19 protein-coding genes are annotated in these 16,753 nt (G+C 42.3%); 18 read left to right on the forward strand and 1 reads right to left on the reverse strand.

The window, feature by feature from the left end:
- Nucleotides 1-2 precede the first annotated feature (2 nt).
- Nucleotides 3-743, forward strand: a complete 741-nt coding sequence (larB, locus tag BUB56_RS13065; protein WP_110941756.1) for a nickel pincer cofactor biosynthesis protein LarB — start codon at nucleotides 3-5, stop codon at nucleotides 741-743.
- A 239-nt stretch (nucleotides 744-982) separates the two neighbouring features.
- Here the strand turns inward: larB and BUB56_RS13070 are convergent, their stop codons facing one another.
- Entirely contained in the window at nucleotides 983-1,162 is a 180-nt protein-coding gene (locus BUB56_RS13070) for an H-type small acid-soluble spore protein (protein WP_110941757.1), read from the reverse strand.
- Nucleotides 1,163-1,338: 176 nt separating this feature from the next.
- Between BUB56_RS13070 and BUB56_RS20130 the strand changes: the two genes are divergently transcribed.
- From BUB56_RS20130 to pduB, 17 genes are all read left to right on the forward strand, one after another.
- Nucleotides 1,339-3,375, forward strand: coding sequence for a sigma 54-interacting transcriptional regulator (locus BUB56_RS20130; protein WP_110941758.1), 2,037 nt, complete (start codon nucleotides 1,339-1,341; stop codon nucleotides 3,373-3,375).
- Between the two features lie 113 nt (nucleotides 3,376-3,488).
- Nucleotides 3,489-3,881 carry a dihydroxyacetone kinase phosphoryl donor subunit DhaM gene (gene dhaM / locus BUB56_RS13080; protein ID WP_110941759.1) on the forward strand — a complete coding sequence of 131 codons (393 nt, stop codon included), beginning with the start codon at nucleotides 3,489-3,491 and terminating at the stop codon, nucleotides 3,879-3,881.
- Between the two features lie 32 nt (nucleotides 3,882-3,913).
- A complete protein-coding gene (locus BUB56_RS13085; RefSeq protein WP_110941774.1) occupies nucleotides 3,914-4,150 on the forward strand; it encodes an HPr family phosphocarrier protein in 237 nt (78 codons plus the stop codon).
- Nucleotides 4,151-4,381: 231 nt separating this feature from the next.
- Nucleotides 4,382-4,756: a Lin0368 family putative glycerol transporter subunit gene (locus BUB56_RS13090; RefSeq protein ID WP_110941760.1), complete on the forward strand. Its 375-nt coding sequence runs from the start codon at nucleotides 4,382-4,384 to the stop codon at nucleotides 4,754-4,756.
- A gap of 36 nt (nucleotides 4,757-4,792) precedes the next feature.
- Nucleotides 4,793-5,128 (forward strand): Lin0368 family putative glycerol transporter subunit, encoded by a 336-nt coding sequence (locus tag BUB56_RS13095; RefSeq protein WP_110941761.1) that lies wholly within the window; start codon nucleotides 4,793-4,795, stop codon nucleotides 5,126-5,128.
- 116 nt (nucleotides 5,129-5,244) lie between these two features.
- Nucleotides 5,245-6,240, forward strand: a complete 996-nt coding sequence (locus tag BUB56_RS13100) for a dihydroxyacetone kinase subunit DhaK (protein ID WP_110941762.1) — start codon at nucleotides 5,245-5,247, stop codon at nucleotides 6,238-6,240.
- Nucleotides 6,241-6,284: 44 nt separating this feature from the next.
- A complete protein-coding gene (gene dhaL, locus BUB56_RS13105; protein ID WP_110941763.1) occupies nucleotides 6,285-6,926 on the forward strand; it encodes a dihydroxyacetone kinase subunit DhaL in 642 nt (213 codons plus the stop codon).
- A 70-nt stretch (nucleotides 6,927-6,996) separates the two neighbouring features.
- The gene (gene tpiA, locus BUB56_RS13110) at nucleotides 6,997-7,770 is read left to right on the forward strand and encodes a triose-phosphate isomerase (RefSeq protein WP_110941764.1); all 774 of its coding nucleotides are present in this window, start codon (nucleotides 6,997-6,999) and stop codon (nucleotides 7,768-7,770) included.
- 14 nt (nucleotides 7,771-7,784) lie between these two features.
- The gene (rpiB, locus tag BUB56_RS13115; protein WP_110941765.1) at nucleotides 7,785-8,234 is read left to right on the forward strand and encodes a ribose 5-phosphate isomerase B; all 450 of its coding nucleotides are present in this window, start codon (nucleotides 7,785-7,787) and stop codon (nucleotides 8,232-8,234) included.
- Between the two features lie 150 nt (nucleotides 8,235-8,384).
- A complete protein-coding gene (locus BUB56_RS13120) occupies nucleotides 8,385-8,954 on the forward strand; it encodes a LemA family protein (protein ID WP_110941766.1) in 570 nt (189 codons plus the stop codon).
- Nucleotides 8,955-9,265: 311 nt separating this feature from the next.
- Nucleotides 9,266-10,063, forward strand: coding sequence for a TPM domain-containing protein (locus tag BUB56_RS13125; RefSeq protein WP_110941767.1), 798 nt, complete (start codon nucleotides 9,266-9,268; stop codon nucleotides 10,061-10,063).
- Between the two features lie 208 nt (nucleotides 10,064-10,271).
- A complete protein-coding gene (locus tag BUB56_RS13130) occupies nucleotides 10,272-11,624 on the forward strand; it encodes a sodium-dependent transporter (RefSeq protein ID WP_110941768.1) in 1,353 nt (450 codons plus the stop codon).
- A gap of 103 nt (nucleotides 11,625-11,727) precedes the next feature.
- Entirely contained in the window at nucleotides 11,728-13,317 is a 1,590-nt protein-coding gene (locus BUB56_RS13135) for an NAD(P)/FAD-dependent oxidoreductase (RefSeq protein WP_110941769.1), read from the forward strand.
- Nucleotides 13,318-13,399: 82 nt separating this feature from the next.
- A complete protein-coding gene (locus BUB56_RS13140; protein ID WP_110941770.1) occupies nucleotides 13,400-13,636 on the forward strand; it encodes a hypothetical protein in 237 nt (78 codons plus the stop codon).
- 800 nt (nucleotides 13,637-14,436) lie between these two features.
- Nucleotides 14,437-15,597 carry a 1-propanol dehydrogenase PduQ gene (locus BUB56_RS13145; protein WP_110941771.1) on the forward strand — a complete coding sequence of 387 codons (1,161 nt, stop codon included), beginning with the start codon at nucleotides 14,437-14,439 and terminating at the stop codon, nucleotides 15,595-15,597.
- A 387-nt stretch (nucleotides 15,598-15,984) separates the two neighbouring features.
- Nucleotides 15,985-16,260, forward strand: coding sequence for a propanediol utilization microcompartment protein PduA (gene pduA / locus BUB56_RS13150; protein ID WP_069979032.1), 276 nt, complete (start codon nucleotides 15,985-15,987; stop codon nucleotides 16,258-16,260).
- 30 nt (nucleotides 16,261-16,290) lie between these two features.
- The coding region (pduB, locus tag BUB56_RS13155) for a propanediol utilization microcompartment protein PduB (protein ID WP_110941421.1) at nucleotides 16,291-16,753 on the forward strand (463 nt) is incomplete at its 3' end.

Consider the following 16,753-nt stretch of genomic DNA (forward strand, 5'->3'; position numbering starts at 1 on the left):
TTATGCAAGAGATTAAAAGACTTTTAGAGAAGGTAAAGAATGGAAGCCTTAGTGTTGAAGAGGCGATGGGGGCATTGAAGGAGCTTCCTTACAAAGATATCGGGATCGCTAAAGTCGATCATCATCGAGAGCTGAGAAACGGCTATCCAGAGGTAATTTACTGCGAGGGGAAGCAGCTAGAGCATATCCAGCATATCATTGTAGAAATGCTCAAAAGAAATAACAATATATTGGCCACAAGAGCCAATCCGGAAGTATATGAAGCGGTAAAAGAGGTATGTGAAGACGCAGTATATCATAAGCTAGCTAGAATAATTACAATTAAGAGAAAGGAAATTCAACTGCCTGAAACCTATATATCTGTTGTGACGGGAGGAACTTCCGATATACCAGTAGCTGAAGAGGCTGCGATAACAGCAGAGTTTTTAGGTAATCGCGTAGAGCGGATTTATGATGTAGGAGTAGCTGGACTTCACCGGCTTCTAGGAAACCTGGACCGTGTAACTGGCGCCAAGGTGATCATTGCAGTAGCAGGGATGGAAGGCGCCTTAGCCAGTGTGGTGGGGGGCTTAGTAGATAAGCCCGTTTTAGCGGTGCCTACCAGTGTTGGCTATGGAGCCAATTTTAATGGACTTTCAGCCCTGCTTTGTATGCTGAACAGCTGTGCCAGCGGTGTAGCGGTGATGAATATCGATAATGGATTTGGTGCAGGCTACATGGCCAGCATGATTAATAAGCTATAAAAAGGCACACTGCGTGTGCTTCTCTAGGGGAACCTAGCTCCCCTTCGACGGCTGCAAAGCAGCCTGAGCACCCCTTTTACTACGGCAGGGGATTTTATCCCCTATAACCCCTGCTTTTTTTATTGTCTTAATAATGCTATAAAACGCATTAAGTCTTGAAATTACTTTTATTGAAGCACAAATAAATTTATATTTTCTTATCCAATAAAAAAACACTGAGCAATCAGTGTTTTTTTATACTAGGAAAGATGACCTTCCTCCAAACTTCTTACTGGAACAGTGATTTGACCGGATTCTAAGGTTACTACAGCCGTTTGATCCTGTGCATTTAATTTCTCAATCCAAATGGGGCTGCCCTCATAGAATACAGGGATAGTTTTTTCAGAGCTCAGTATTTGTTGTGCTCGCTCATATTGCATTTCATCATCTCCTTATGGTTATTCATTTATTTTATCTAATAAATAGCATGTCTAAAGCTTTGGTTTAGTATGCATTCACAGAAAATTCTATTAAAAGGCAGCGGTAGACAAGGAAAAAGTATGAAAAGATAGAATATTTAATAAAAACCATTTGTATTTAATCGGGGGCGGACATTATGGGAAAAGAAATTCAAGTCAAAATTACCTATAGTAAGGGAATTCATACGAGAGTTGCTGCAATGATTGTGCAGAAATGCCAAGAACTTATGAAAAAATATCAATGCAGATTATTTATAAGAAGAGAAAGAGATAATAGCGTGATACCGGGAAACAGCATGCTGGCTTTGGTTTCTATGAAAATTACAGAAGGAGAAATTATTTATGTATTTAGTGATCAGGACCGGACAGAAGAAGCCGTTGAGGCCTTTGCTGCTTTTTTAGGCGGGTCCTTTCAGTTGGAGCAGTGCAATCTTGATGAGATTGACAATATTATTCAACACAATACCCTTGCCAGTGAAAAAGTATTTGACAGTATTGTTAACGGTTTGATTGTAGTAGATCATAACAATGTAATCAGCGTATTTAACAAAGCAGCGGAGCGGATTACCGGTATAACAGCTAAGGAGGCTTTAGGGAAGGAAGCTAATGATATTATCGACAACTCTAAGCTCTATGAAGTATTAGAGACAGGTATTGAGCAGATTGCATTCAAACAGAGAATTGGGAGCAGCACCATTGTGACCAATCGGACGCCTATTATTGCCGATGGGAAAATTATTGGAGCTGTTGCTACTTTTCAGGATATCTCTGAGCTAGAATCCCTGTCCTCGGAGCTTCGCAGTGTACAGGACCTCCAGCAAAGATTTCAGCATATATTGGAAAATGTTGATGATGCCATTTGCATGCTGGATAGGAACGGGGTGATAACCTATGTCAATCCCGCCTATGAAAGGATTATGAAGATTCAGCAGGAAGAAGTGGTCAATAAGCATATCCGTGAAGTATCGCCTACAGGGATACGGATGCAGGTATTAAAGGAAAAAACCCCTCAATATGGCAAGATCATACGCAAAGAAAATGGTACTGAAATAATTGCCAATGTCAGTCCCATTATTATTGATGGTGAAATGAACGGGGTGGTATCCCTGTCGAAGGAAATAACAGAAATCAAAAGACTGGCAGAAAAGATAGAGGAATTATCGGCTAAAACCAAATATCTACAGGAAGAACTCAGTAAAAAGCATGAGATTAATAAATCCTTTGATATCATTGTGGGAAAAAGCGGAGTACTTTTGGAGGCACTATCTATTGCTTCTAAGGCTTCAGAGACTGATGCCACCGTATTGATTCGCGGAGAGAGCGGCACAGGAAAAGAACTGGTTGCCAAGGGCATTCATTATGCCAGCAGCAGAAAAAACAGACCTTTTATTCGTGTAAACTGTTCGGCTATTCCTCATAATCTACTGGAGAGTGAGTTATTTGGATATGAAAAGGGGGCCTTTACCGGTGCGATTAAACAAAAACTTGGGAAGTTCGAATTAGCAGATGAAGGAACGATTTTTTTAGACGAGATTGGGGACATGGATAAAGAAATGCAGGCTAAGCTTTTACGTGTGCTGCAGGAGAGAGAATTGGAGCGGATAGGCGGTACAAAAACAATTCCGATATCCGTGCGTGTAATTGCGGCTACTAACCGCAATCTTGAAGAAATGGTTGAGCAGGGAACCTTTCGCAGTGATCTGTACTATCGTCTTAATGTCATACCTGTCATGCTTCCGCCCCTGCGTCTTCGTAAAGGGGATATCCCAATCATCGTAGAGCACTTTATTCATAAAATATGCAGCAAATATGGGATCAGCCAAAAACGTATCAGCAAGGAAGCCCTTGCCTGTATGGAAGCCTACGACTGGCCCGGCAATGTTCGAGAGCTGGAAAATATAATAGAAAGAGGATTAACTCTCACAAGAGACGAGATGATTACTGTAGGGGATCTCCCCACTTATATAGGTATAGAGAAGGGAGAAGCAGGCTTTAGGGAAACAGCCGTTACAATTGGGGAAGATGGAGATAAAATACCTACCCTGGAGGAAGTAGAGAAATCTTTACTAGCTCTGGCGCTAAAAAAGCATAAGAGTTTTCATCGTGCAGGTAAAGCCCTGGGCATTAATCACAAGACAGTTGCAGCAAAGGCACGAAAATATAATTTGATTTAAAGCTCGGAACAAACCGAGCTTTATAACTGTTTTCAATGGCACGATGCTTGCATATAACTAAGTGAAATGATGAAAAGATAGTAGATGAATAAATAATAAAGGGGGTGCTGAAAGTGTTAGGTCTTGTTGTGGTTTCTCACAGCCAGAAGGTTGCCCAGGGAGTTAAAGACATTGCGGAGCAAATGAATAATGGAATGGTAAAAATTGTTGAAGCCGGTGGCGTTGATGAAGACAGGATTGGAACGAATCCTCTGAAAATACAGGCTGCTATCGAAGAGGCCTATGATCAAGGACCGGTACTTGTTTTTGCAGATCTGGGAAGTGCCATTATGAATGCAGAATTGGCCATTGATCTAGTGGATAACGAAATCAAGAAGCAAATTACTATCGTGAATGCTCCTCTGGTAGAAGGTGTTATTGCCGCCGTTATACAAGCTACAATTTCAGATGATGTTGAGGATATAATTCGAACTGCTGTAGCAAGCAAAGACTTAAATAAAATCTAACAGCCCTTGAGGAGGGATACTAGGTGATAGAGATGGAAGTTGCTATTCAAAGAGAAGATGGATTTCATGCTAGGCCGGCAAGTGAGTTTGTGAAAGTGGCCAACAAGTATAAGAGCAATATTTATATTAAGAAAAACGAAAAACTTATATCTGCTAAAAGCATCCTGAATTTGATGAGTCTTGCCTTGAGTAAGGGAGAAACGATGATTTTATCTATTGATGGAGAGGATGAAGCCCAGGCTCTTGAGGAGTTACTAGGAATACTGTAAAGTTTGCATCATTGGGAAAGTTGATTTTGGGAAAAATTCCCCATGGGTAAAAATTCCCCAATAGCTAATGGGAACGAATACTGAAAATTCAGGAAAATCCCCAAGCAATCGTGGAAATGTAAATCCGATTGCTTGGCATAATGATTGCATTAATAAATTATTGGATTTTAAAAAGAAAAGCGCATGAAATACTAATCTTGAAAATATTAATAAATGAAGGGAGGGGACAAGATGAAAATGTTTCGTTCAATTGTAGGATTTGCCATCGCAGGTATGTTCGTTATGAGCGTGTGGGGAGCTTTAGCAGGTGCTTATGGACTAATCGGGGGATGGTTTGCTGCTCTTGCAATCATTAGCATCATGTGGTTCTTAAATCACTTTATCGGAATTATTGATAATCCAGGGGCTTTTGTAGATATGGCTTTGGGTATTGCTATCTGTGGGACTTTAAGACCTGTTTTTTCTGCAGGCTCTATTAAACCACTGATAGAATCCATACCAACCCTTGTAATTGTGATTTTAGGAGGTATGACCGGCGGTGTAGTGGCAGTGATGTTTCAAAATGACCTGGCAAAACAAGCGGAGGAGTCCAAACAGGAAGCATAGACGATTGATTAGAAGGATATGAAAGGGGGAGAATCGATGACGCCTGGATTAATGATTGCAACCTTCGTGGGAGGGTTCATATTCCCATTTATGATCAGCATGTGTTGGGGGAGGCTGGTAGATGCCTTTGGACCTGCCGGAGGATGGTTGGCAGCCGCATTTATCGTTGGTACCACTTGGACGTTAAATCACGGTGTAGGTCTGATTCATCAGAGCGGTGGGGCATGGATTGATATGGCATGGGCAGCAGCTTTTGGTCTGTTGGCAGGAGCCGTTTATTCAGGAGCCAGCTTAAGCAAAGCAATGCCTACACTTATTTCGGCAGTGATTGGGGGTACATTGGGAGCTCTAATATTATCCTTTATCCTATAAAAGATACAATCTATAATTCATAACAATAAAATGGATTATAGTTGTGATAGCTTGCTTCTTGATGATGCTGTAGGTTTAAGTGAAACTGTGTGAAATAAGAAAAAGGGGGAAAAAGAATGAAAAGACTGATCAACGATCCATATGACGTGGTAGAGGAAATGCTGGAAGGGTATGTAAAAGCCCACGAGCAATATGTAAAGCTGTTAGAGCATGACGGACGTGTGGTTGTTAGCAAGAAGGCACCTGTTGAAAACAAAGTAGGTATTATTATTGGTGGAGGATCCGGCCATGAGCCGCTGTTCCTAGGCTATGTAGGGGAAGGATTTGCAGATGCCGCCGTTATCGGAAACATCAACACATCCCCATCTCCAGAGCCATGCTACAATGCTGTAAAAGCAGTTGATGCTGGAAAAGGCTGCTTATACATGTATGGAAACTATGCCGGTGACGTTTTGAACTTTGATATGGGTGCAGAAATGGCATCTATGGACGGAATTAGAGTTGAAACCGTATTGGTTACAGATGATGTAGTTTCTTCTAAAGAAATCAAGGACAGAAGAGGGGTTGCAGGAGACTTCTATGTATTTAAGATTGCTGCTGCAAAAGCTGCACTTGGAGCAGACCTGGATGAGGTAAAAGCGGCTGCTGAGAAAGCAAATGCCAATACAAGATCTATGGGTGTTGCATTATCTTCTGCCACATTGCCATCTACCGGAAAGCCAATTTTCGAGATGGGTGAAGAAGATATGGAAATTGGTATGGGTATTCATGGAGAGCCTGGAGTAAGAAGAGGTAAAATTGAGCCAGCTGATAAAGTGATTGATCAGATCATGGAGCATATTCTGCCTGACCTGCCTTATGAGTCAGGTGATGAGGTGAGTGTACTGGTGAACAGCTTAGGTGCCACTCCACTTTTGGATTTACATATTTGCTACAGAAGAGTAGCTCAAATTCTGAAAGAAAAGGGCATTAAGGTTCATAAGGCTTTTGTAGGACCATTTGCAACTTCTATGGACATGGCAGGTATGTCTGTTACACTGCTTAAATTAGATGATGAGTTAAAGGAACTGTTAGATTATCCTTGTGATACACCATATTTTGTTCAAAAATAAATAATAATATAAGGCAAGAATACTCAGCAAGGGAGGGACTGTCAATGTACGAAAACTATGTACTGGACAAAGCATATTTTGTAAAAGTCATTGCAGACTTGGCTGCCATAGTAGAAGAGCAGAGAGACTATTTGACAGGATTGGATTCTGCCATAGGAGATGGGGACCACGGCTTAAACCTAAGTATCGGCTTTAGAGAAGTAACCAAAAACCTTGGCGAGTGGCAGAAGGAAAACCTGACGATCCTCATGAAAAAGATCGGCATGGCGTTGCTTGGAAAAGTCGGCGGGTCTGCCGGTCCTTTATACGGCAGCTTATTTATGAAAATGGGTGAGCCTGCAGCAGGAAAAGATGCTGTAGACTTCAATGAATTCTACAATATGCTAAAGGTAGGCATAGAAGCTGTTGAAATGCGCGGTAAGGCTGTTGTCGGGGAAAAGACTATGGTAGATGCTTTAAGACCTGCCTTGGATACTTTAGCAGGGGCGATAGAAGAAGGCGTGGAACCGAAAACCGCCTTTGAAAAAATGCTGGACAGTGCCAAGTCTGGAAGAGATTCTACCATTCCGCTGATCGCTAAAAAAGGCAGAGCAATGCGATTAGGGGAAAGGGCCATTGGTCATGTAGATCCGGGGGCGGCGTCAAGCTGTATCATTTTGGAAATGTTTTATAAAAATATGCCATAATAGTGAGTCTATGGTGGAACAATCACTGTCCTTTCGGCCAGTGATTGTTCCTGTAAAGGGGAAGAATTTTATGAGAAAACCACTCGTGGGTACCAGTTGGAAAATGCATATTCACTCTATTTACAGGGGGGAAGCATTAGCCGAAGCCATGCATCGGTCTGTAGGTCATATAGAAGCGGTGGATATGTTTGTACTACCTACCTTCCCTCTGATTTCTAAGGTTGCAAACAAGCTTAAATCGGGAAATATTAAATGGGGAGCGCAAAATATTTGCATAGCGGAAAGCGGTGCTTTTACGGGGGAGGTACCACCGTTGTCTCTAAAGGAGCTTGGCTGCAGCTATATTGAGATCGGCCATGCAGAGAGAAGAGCCATGTTTGGTGAGACCGATAAGGATGTATATAAAAAAATAAGACTTTCCTTAGAATATGATATGACTCCGGTAATCTGCATCGGTGAAACAGAAGAGGATAAGCGGGAGCATGTAGGAAATGTGAGAGTGCATACCCAGATCCTATGGGCTCTAAATGGCCTGCAGATTGAGGAAATGAAAAAAATTATCTTAGCCTATGAACCGGTATGGGCCATTGGACAGGCAGAAGCGGCCAGTGCAGATTATGTGGAAAATATCCATGGATATATCCGTTCTATTGTGGAAAAGGAATATGGCAAGGATGTAGCCCAAGAGATCCGCATCATTTATGGTGGCTCTGTAAGTCCTGATAATACCGGGCCGCTGACAAAGCAGGAAAATGTAGATGGACTGTTTGTCGGAAGATTTGGCTTAAGCTCAGAAAACTTTTATCAAATCGTTAAAACAACTATGGATAATAAATGTAACTAAAGGAGGGAAAATAGATGAAAATTGCAATTGGATGCGACCAGAATGCCTATGCACTTAAGGTTGAAATCATGAGGCATCTTGATGACATGGGTATTGCCTATGATGATTTTGGCAGCCATGAAGGAGAGTCTGTATTATATCCAAATGTGGCGCTAAAAATTGCAGAAGAGGTATCAAAAGGGACTTATGAACGGGCAATTATCCTTTGTGGAACCGGAATCGGCATGGCTATCACCGCCAACAAGGTTCCAGGGGTAAGGGCTGCAGTTTGTCATGATGTATATTCTGCAGAAAGAGCTAGAAAAAGCAACAATGCTCAGGTCATGACCATGGGCGCCGAGATTGTAGGTGTGGCATTGGCTAAGAAACTGGTGGATGCATGGCTGGCATCGGAATTTCAAGGGGGAGGTTCAACGCCAAAGGTTGAACTAATGTGCGAAATCGACGAGAGATATAGAAGATGAGCAGGCAGCATAGAGGACATAGTGGAATTTTCCGCTATGTCCTCTATGCTGCCATAGCCTCTGAGGTTGATGAATAATTAGAAGTCTAGTAGAATAATATTATGAGTATTCTAAAAATAAATGACAACAGACTTTTTAGGAGGGATGAACTTGAAGGGAACGTTAAAAGTTATTATAGCAGTAGTTGCTATCCTCTTAGTATTAGGAGGGTTATTTGGCAGTACTTATAACACGCTGGTTGCAAGGTCAGAACAGGTGGATGCCCAGTGGGCTGTTGTAGAAAGCAGTCTTCAGCGCAGATTTGACCTGATCCCCAATTTGGTGGAAACTGTAAAGGGTGCTATGGCTCAGGAGCAAGAGGTCTTCGGTCGCATCGCCGATGCTAGAGCAAGAATGGCTGGGGCTACTACCGTAGATGAACGGGTTGCTGCATCCAATGCATTAGAAGGGGCACTGGGGAGACTGTTGGTAGTGATGGAAAACTACCCGCAGCTGAGATCAGCAGAAAATGTAACCCGACTAATGGATGAGCTTGCAGGCACTGAAAATCGAATCAATGTAGAGAGAAACAGGTATAATGAAGCAGTTAGAGGCTACAATCAAACGATTAGAACCTTCCCAAGAAACCTATTTGCAGGGATGATGGGCTTTGAGCCGAGACGGTACTTTGAGGCGGCAGAAGGGGCGCAGCAGGCACCACAGGTGAATTTTTCCAATTAATCAGTTTGAAAAAAGAGATAGATATTGAGGTGGATTCATTAAAAGATATGAGGACGTAGGGTAGGGCCCCTGTGGAGGTCACTGAAAAAGTCAAATAATACGTTGTATCTACAGGATTGTCATTCTGAGCGCAGCAAAGAATCTGAGCATTTAAGCCACTTCAAAGATTCTTCATTTCACTTCGTTTCATTCAGAATGACAAAAACCAGGACTTTTTCAGAGATCTCTCCTTGTGCCCTTCCGGTAAATGTTGGGATCTTGCAGAAAACCAATACAAGAAGATACTAAAACTCCCGGAAGGCGGTGAATTCATGAAAAAAATGAAATGGTTAAGCGGACTGCTGTTAATGATGATTTTATTCAACGGAATGTTTGTTTTTGCAGATGTGGCATATCCGGAGCCTACACGGGAGTTTTATGTGGCAGATTTTGCTGGTGTATTGTCTCAAGAGGTGAGGAATGCCATTCTTAGAGCCAATCTGAATTATGAAAAAACGAAAGAACGGCCTCAGATTGTAGTGGCAACCGTCCCAAACCTACAAGATTTAGAAATCAATCAGTATGCTGTAGGTCTTTTTGAGAAATGGGCCATCGGTAATAAGAGCTATGATAATGGCGTACTATTGCTCTTGGCCTTAGAAGAGCGCCGTGTATGGATCGAAGTAGGCTACGGTTTGGAAGGTGCCATTCCCGACGGGAAAGCAGGAGAAATACTAGACGCAGCCGTGCCCGCTCTATCCCAAGGCAATTATTCAGAAGGTTTACTAAGAGCCTTTTATCTTCTCAGTCAGGAGACCAATAAGGAGTATGGTTATGAGAACGGTGCGATTTTAGGTACCTATCCACCAACGGAAATCAATCAGGGAGCTGCAGGGCAAAGGATTCCTGAAAACCGGGGTGTACCTGCGATCTTTCGCATTATGGGAATACTGTTTATACTGCTTTTGCTTTGGCTGGATCATCGATTTTTGGGCGGATTCTTCCTAGGAATGTTCTTCCGCATGATCCTCTTTGGAGGCCGTGGAGGCCGTGGAGGCGGAGGCTTTGGCGGTGGAAGCTCCGGTGGGGGAGGCCGTTCTGGCGGCGGAGGTGCTGGCAGAGGTTTTTAAATAAAGATTTCTTTAATATGGATATATATAATAGTCATCCCTTTTATGGGGGGATGACTATTATATATACAAAATATTTAATATAATTCATACATTTTTTACATATGATTTTCAAAAAATATATAGGAATTATGAGAATTTTATGATATTATATCAGAACATACGCGTATTGATCCTAAAACCAAAAATCTAAGAGGAGGTCGATTGGATGAATTCTAATCAAGTAAACGGCCAAAGAGAGCAGTGGGGCTCTAAAATTGGCTTCATCCTTGCTGCAGCAGGGTCGGCGGTAGGATTGGGGAATCTGTGGAAGTTTCCTTACATGGCAGGTAAAAATGGAGGAGGAGCCTTTGTTTTAGTGTACTTTGTCATTTTGTTCCTAGTTGGATTTACTTTGATGTTAGCAGAGCTGGTGTTAGGGCGACATACGCAGCTAAATGCCATTGGTGCTTATAGAAAGATCAGCAAAGCCTTTACCTGGGTAGGTGTACTTGGGGTTTTGGCAGGGTTTTTGATTTTATCCTTCTATAGTGTAGTCGGCGGTTGGGTAATCAACTATGTAGTTAAGTCGGCTACTGGGGCTCTTCATACTGCGGATACAGCTGCCCTTGGAAATATGTTTGGCCAGTTGGTGGGAGGAACAGTAGAACCGATTGCATATCACGGAGTATTTATGTTTTTAACCTTGGCTATTGTATTCGGAGGAATCAGCGGAGGTATAGAAAAAGCCAGCAAGATCATGATGCCAGCCCTATTTGTTATGATGATCATACTTGCCATCAGATCCCTAACCTTTGAAGGTGCATCTGAAGGCGTACGATTCTTGCTGTCACCGGACTTCTCAAAAATAAATATGGAAGTAATATTAAATGCTTTGGGACAAGTATTTTTCTCTCTAAGCTTAGGGATGGGCTGTATGATTACCTATGGAAGCTACCTTAGCAAGGAAGAAAATATTCCACAAAGTGCCATCGTTATCCCATTGGTAGACACTGGGGTTGCATTGTTGGCTGGCTTGGCTATCCTGCCTGCAGTATTTGCTTTCGGATTCGAGCCTGGACAAGGACCCGGATTAATGTTTGTGACACTGCCGGCGGTTTTTGCACAAATGCCTCTTGGCAGATTATTTGAAATCCTTTTCTTTATACTAGTATTATTTGCCGCATTAACTTCATCAATTTCTCTATTAGAAGTATGTGTTGCTTATGTAGTAGATGAGTGGAAGTGGAACCGTAAGATTACAACTATTACCCTGGCTGCAGTTATATTCTTGATGGGTATTCCTGCATCTCTGTCTAACGGCCCTTGGGCACACATTCAAGTTTTAGGGGAAAGAGGTTTCTTTGATACCTATGACTTTATTGCCAGCAATATTTTTCTTCCTCTAGGGGGCTTGATGCTGAGCCTTGTAGTAGGTTGGTTCTGGGGAATTGATAAAGCCCTTGCAGAAGCTACGAACAATGGAAGAATTCAGTTTGGATTAGCCGGTTTCTGGAGTTTCCTAATCAAGTATGTGGCACCAGTGGCTATCCTCATAGTATTTATTAGATCTATTATGTAAGATATCTAAGAGCAGTCTTCCAGGCTGCTCTTTTTCTCTGGATTTTTTTCTTCTTCCCTGTGGTATAATAGGGTGGAGGATAACAAGAAGGGAAGTATAGCAAATGATTCGGATCAACGAAATTAAATTATCCATCCATGAGGATCTAAATAGTATCAGGGAAAAAATCATCAAAAAGCTTAGAATACAGCCTCAGGAACTGGTGGACTATAGGATTTACCGGGAATCTATTGATGCAAGAAAAGGAGATGCAATATTTTTTGTATATACAGTCGATGTTGCTTTAAAAAATGAGGCCCAGGTCTTAAAAAAGCATAAGAACCTTACTTCTGCCCCAGCCGCAGAGTATCGGGAAATCCCAAGGGGCGAAAAAAAACTGGAAAATAGGCCAATTGTGATCGGTACAGGGCCTGCAGGCATGTTTGCCGGTTTGATACTAGCCCAGCGTGGATATAAACCCATTCTTCTGGAAAGAGGCCGGGATGTGGATAGAAGAAGCAAAGATGTAGAGGATTTTTGGACAAAAGGAAAATTCCAGCCGGAATCTAATGTACAGTTTGGAGAGGGCGGGGCAGGCACCTTTTCTGATGGCAAGCTTACCACACGAATCAAGGATATACGGGTTAGAAAGGTCCTGGAGGAGTTTGTAGCAGCGGGTGCACCGGAGGAGATTTTATACTCCTATAAGCCCCACATCGGAACCGATATTTTAAAGGATGTAGTGAAGAATATCCGATTGGAGATAGAGAAGTATGGAGGAAATATCTGTTTTGACACCTTGGTCACAGATATGCAGATTGAAAATGGAAAAATTAAAGCAGTGGAAGTAAACCAACAGGAATGGATTCACACAGAGAATGTAATACTGGCCATCGGTCACAGCGCAAGGGACACCTATGAAATGCTTTATCGACGGGGTGTACAGATCAGACAAAAGCCCTTTTCCATTGGCGTGCGTATTGAGCACCCCCAGGAATTGATCGATCAGTCCCAGTATAAAAAGTTTGCAGGACATCCAAGGCTGGGGGCTGCAGATTATCGCTTAACCTATCAAAGTACAAAGGAGAGAGCAGTATATACTTTTTGCATGTGTCCCGGGGGTATGGTGGTAGCGGCAAGCTCTGAAGCGGGAATGGTGGTAACCAATGGGATGAGTGAGTATGCTAGAGATCGGGAAAATGCCAATAGTGCTCTTTTGGTTCAGGTCAATACAGCAGATTTTGGCGGGGATCACCCTCTGCAGGGAGTAGAATTTCAACGGAAATGGGAACAGGAGGCATTCAAACTGGGAGGAAGCAATTATTACGCCCCGGTCCAGCGGGTAGGTGATTTCCTAGAGGGTATTCCTAGTTCGCAAATTGGAGCAGTAAAGCCTTCTTATCTGCCAGGAATTACTCCTACAAATCTTAGCAAATGTCTGCCGGATTTTGTAATAGAAGCTATGAAAGAGGCTATCCCTGAGATGGATAAAAAACTGAAGGGTTTTGCACTAGCTGATGCGTTAATGACCGGGGTAGAAACAAGAAGCTCAGCTCCCATACGCATAGAACGCTTCGAGGAATCCATGGAGAGTTTAAATGTGGCAGGACTCTATCCCGTAGGAGAAGGCGGGGGATACGCAGGAGGAATCGTATCGGCAGCTGTAGATGGCATAAAGGCAGCAGAGAAGATCATTCAGAAATATAAACCATAAAAATGAAAAAAAGAATCGTCAGCGTATTATCGACAGCGGCACTAAAAGGTAAGAAAAATGAGACTATTTATAACGCGGTAAAATGGCCGCCAGGGGATTTCTGGAATTCTTAAAGGATGAATTAACCCATACCAATATAGATATTATCAACATCTATCCTGGGGGCATGAAAACATCCTTCTGGAATGATAGCAGGTCCGGGTATAATATTGAAGCATTCATGAAGCCGCAGGATGTGGCCCAAACTATTGCAGAGGCAGCATTATCTGACAACCTATGGGTATCGGAAATCAACATCAATCGGTTAAGACAAATATAAACATTATGATAGAAGAAATCAGGAGCAATGGTAGAAAAAAGCAGGGGTTGTAGGGGATGAAATCCCCTGCCGTAGTAAGAGGGGTGCTTAGGCTGCTTTGCAGCCGTCGAAGGGGAACTAGGTTCCCCTAGCGAAGCACAGGCAGTGGGTCTTTTTTATTCCATATATGCAGAAAAATGCGTCATAGTACGGTTCTATATGGTTGTCATCCTGAGTAAAACGAAGGATCTTTAAAACAGAAACCAAAGATCCTTCACTGCGTTCAGGATGACATCTCTATGATAGTGAGGGATGTAGGGGCGAACAGTGTGCACCCGTCCAAATATGTATTGGAATTAGGTTGTAGGGGTGGAGGACCCTGTCCACCCGGGCAGCAAGATTCCTGCAACCCGCTTTATGATTTGTCATCCTGAACGGAGTGAAGGATCTGACCTTTAAAATTCTAGACCCGTTCGCTCCGCTCAGGGTGACAACTTTATGAGGATGATAAAGTAGGGTTGGGTCTCCGTGACCAACCGGGTTGAAAACCCAATGGCGGGCATGGAAACCCGCCACTACGCATGAATGACATATTTCAATGGTAGGGAACCACGCCCCCGGGGTTCCGCCTTACGTCGTACTCTTCCTATTATACACCACAAAATATTGTCATCAGCAAACAAATTCTTATCAAGGCTAAAGATAAGGAATGGCGAATAAGCATTTATAGATATGCAGGTGAGCCTATCTATAGCACCAGGACAAGCATATTGGTATAAATCAATAGATACTATAAAGGAGATAGAGTTAGGAGGATATGTATGAAAAAATTTGTGGTTAGACCGGAGATTTATTTCGGAGAAAACTCGATAAATTATTTGCGCAAAATCAATGGAAAGAGGGCCTTTATCGTAACGGACCCATTTATGGTGAAGCTGGGATTAGTTGATAAAGTCACCCAGTTATTAGATGAAAATAGGGTAGCCTATGAGATATTTTCAGAGGTTGAACCGGATCCATCCTTACAGACCGTAAAAAAGGGACTCATGTGCATTTTGAAAATGAAGCCTGACGTCATGATTGCTATTGGAGGTGGCTCATCCATTGACGCGGCGAAGGCTATTATGATGCTGTGCATCCACACCAAGGAAAAGTTCATAGATATTGAAAACATTAAAAAACCCTGCTTTGTGGCCATACCTACTACCAGCGGAACTGGGTCTGAGGTTACCTCCTATGCAGTGATCACCGATCGTGAAAAGGATTTGAAAATTCCATTGAGCGAAGATCTCATGATGCCTGACGTGGCTCTGTTGGATTGTGCCTTGACAAAAACGGTACCACCCCATGTGACCGCAGATACGGGGATGGATGTATTAACCCACGCCATAGAGGCCTATGCTTCATCATTGGCTAATGACTTTACAGATATTTACGCAGAGAAAGCCATTCACCACGTATTTCGCTACCTGTTAAGAGCATATAAGGATGGAAATGATATGGAGGCAAGACAAAAGTTACATAGTGCTTCCTGTATGGCTGGAATCGCTTTTACCAACGCATCATTAGGGATAAATCACAGCTTGGCCCATACCTTAGGAGCAAAATTCCACTTGTCCCACGGCAGGAGCAATGCAATATTTTTACCTTATGTCATTCGCTTTAATGCGGGGTTAGGAACGATTAATGCCGTAAATCACGGCGTTGAACAAAAATATGCAGCTTTGGCTAAAGGGCTAGGGCTACCAGCATCCAATATTGAAGAGGGCATCGCAAGCTTGATAGAAGCAGTAAAGTTTTTAAACAGACAGCTAGTCATTCCCTTAACAATTGCGGAGGCAAACATCGCTAACGATGTATTTGAAAAGCATTTATTAGAAATGGCAAGCAATGCCTCGGCAGATATGTGCACGATCAACAATCCAAGAAGAGCTTCAAAGGGAGATTTCGTGAAAATCCTCCAAGAGGCCTACGGTAAATAGCAAATAATTACTCTTCGAAGGTCTAACTGTGAAAAACAGTTGGACTTTTTTAAATTGTTAGAATATATAAAAAATATCATTCGAAATCAAAAAAGTCTCATCGGATTATAATTTTTTTTAAAAATGATATTTCCTCATATAATATCCTGCAAATTATTCTCTGATGGAATGTCACGTATTTATAACAGCTTCACAAGATAGTGTCAGTGAAAAAAGGGTGAAGGATGATATATTTAAACTACAGATCGCTGCATCAGAAAGAAAGGCTGGATGCATTTTTTTACATCAGATGGAAAACGCTTGCTGAAAATGCGTATGCCCGCCCAGATATAGTCATTTAAAAGCAAAATATGCTTTTAATAATAAATGATAAAGGAGGATTTCAACATGATGAAGGAAGCATTAGGAATGATTGAGACAAAGGGACTCGTAGGTGCCATCGAAGCAGCAGACGCAATGGTTAAGGCTGCAAATGTAGTCTTAGTAGGTTACGAGAAAATAGGTTCCGGTCTGATCACAATCATGGTAAGAGGGGATGTAGGGGCTGTGAAGGCTGCTACAGATGCCGGTGCAGCTGCTGCTGAAAAGGTTGGTCAAGTTGTATCCGTACACGTCATCCCAAGACCTCACACTGACGTAGAAAAAATATTACCTAAAGCATAATAAACGATTTTCTGAAGGAGGTGTAGGCTGATGAAAGAGCAATTAATCGAAAAGATCATGGAAGAAGTAATGAAAAAGGTAGATAGTGCTAAAGTAGAAGAGAAAAAAGAGGTGAAGTGTGAAATGAAAACTTGTTCATTAACTGAATTTGTAGGTACAGCTATTGGCGATACAATTGGATTGGTAATTGCAAACGTGGATAATCAAGTACATGAAGCCATGGGTTTAGATAAGAAATATCGTTCTATCGGAATTATTGGTGCCCGTACAGGAGCAGGTCCTCATATCATGGCTGCTGATGAGGCAGTAAAAGCTACAAACACAGAGATCATCAAAATTGAATTGGCAAGAGATACAAAGGGCGGCGCAGGCCATGGCTGCTTAATCCTATTTGGAGCAGAAGACGTATCCGATGCAAGAAGAGCAGTAGAAGTAGCATTAAAAGAATTAGACAGAACCTTCGGTGATGTATATGCCAACGATGCAGGTCACT

This window comes from Geosporobacter subterraneus DSM 17957, assembly GCF_900142145.1.
Lineage (GTDB): Bacteria > Bacillota > Clostridia > Peptostreptococcales > Thermotaleaceae > Geosporobacter > Geosporobacter subterraneus.

What these genes read in the sequence shown, in the direction of transcription:
- dhaL (WP_110941763.1), top strand. Translation starts at nt 6,285, where the DNA reads ATGTACGAAAACTATGTACTGGACAAAGCATATTTTGTAAAAGTCATT.
- BUB56_RS13125 (WP_110941767.1), top strand. Translation starts at nt 9,266, where the DNA reads ATGAAAAAAATGAAATGGTTAAGCGGACTGCTGTTAATGATGATTTTA.
- tpiA (WP_110941764.1), top strand. Translation starts at nt 6,997, where the DNA reads ATGAGAAAACCACTCGTGGGTACCAGTTGGAAAATGCATATTCACTCT.
- rpiB (WP_110941765.1), top strand. Translation starts at nt 7,785, where the DNA reads ATGAAAATTGCAATTGGATGCGACCAGAATGCCTATGCACTTAAGGTT.
- BUB56_RS13070 (WP_110941757.1), bottom strand. Translation starts at nt 1,162, where the DNA reads ATGCAATATGAGCGAGCACAACAAATACTGAGCTCTGAAAAAACTATC.
- BUB56_RS20130 (WP_110941758.1), top strand. Translation starts at nt 1,339, where the DNA reads ATGGGAAAAGAAATTCAAGTCAAAATTACCTATAGTAAGGGAATTCAT.
- BUB56_RS13090 (WP_110941760.1), top strand. Translation starts at nt 4,382, where the DNA reads ATGAAAATGTTTCGTTCAATTGTAGGATTTGCCATCGCAGGTATGTTC.
- BUB56_RS13135 (WP_110941769.1), top strand. Translation starts at nt 11,728, where the DNA reads ATGATTCGGATCAACGAAATTAAATTATCCATCCATGAGGATCTAAAT.
- BUB56_RS13100 (WP_110941762.1), top strand. Translation starts at nt 5,245, where the DNA reads ATGAAAAGACTGATCAACGATCCATATGACGTGGTAGAGGAAATGCTG.
- BUB56_RS13145 (WP_110941771.1), top strand. Translation starts at nt 14,437, where the DNA reads ATGAAAAAATTTGTGGTTAGACCGGAGATTTATTTCGGAGAAAACTCG.
- BUB56_RS13085 (WP_110941774.1), top strand. Translation starts at nt 3,914, where the DNA reads ATGGAAGTTGCTATTCAAAGAGAAGATGGATTTCATGCTAGGCCGGCA.
- pduA (WP_069979032.1), top strand. Translation starts at nt 15,985, where the DNA reads ATGATGAAGGAAGCATTAGGAATGATTGAGACAAAGGGACTCGTAGGT.
- BUB56_RS13095 (WP_110941761.1), top strand. Translation starts at nt 4,793, where the DNA reads ATGACGCCTGGATTAATGATTGCAACCTTCGTGGGAGGGTTCATATTC.
- BUB56_RS13130 (WP_110941768.1), top strand. Translation starts at nt 10,272, where the DNA reads ATGAATTCTAATCAAGTAAACGGCCAAAGAGAGCAGTGGGGCTCTAAA.
- BUB56_RS13140 (WP_110941770.1), top strand. Translation starts at nt 13,400, where the DNA reads ATGGCCGCCAGGGGATTTCTGGAATTCTTAAAGGATGAATTAACCCAT.
- larB (WP_110941756.1), top strand. Translation starts at nt 3, where the DNA reads ATGCAAGAGATTAAAAGACTTTTAGAGAAGGTAAAGAATGGAAGCCTT.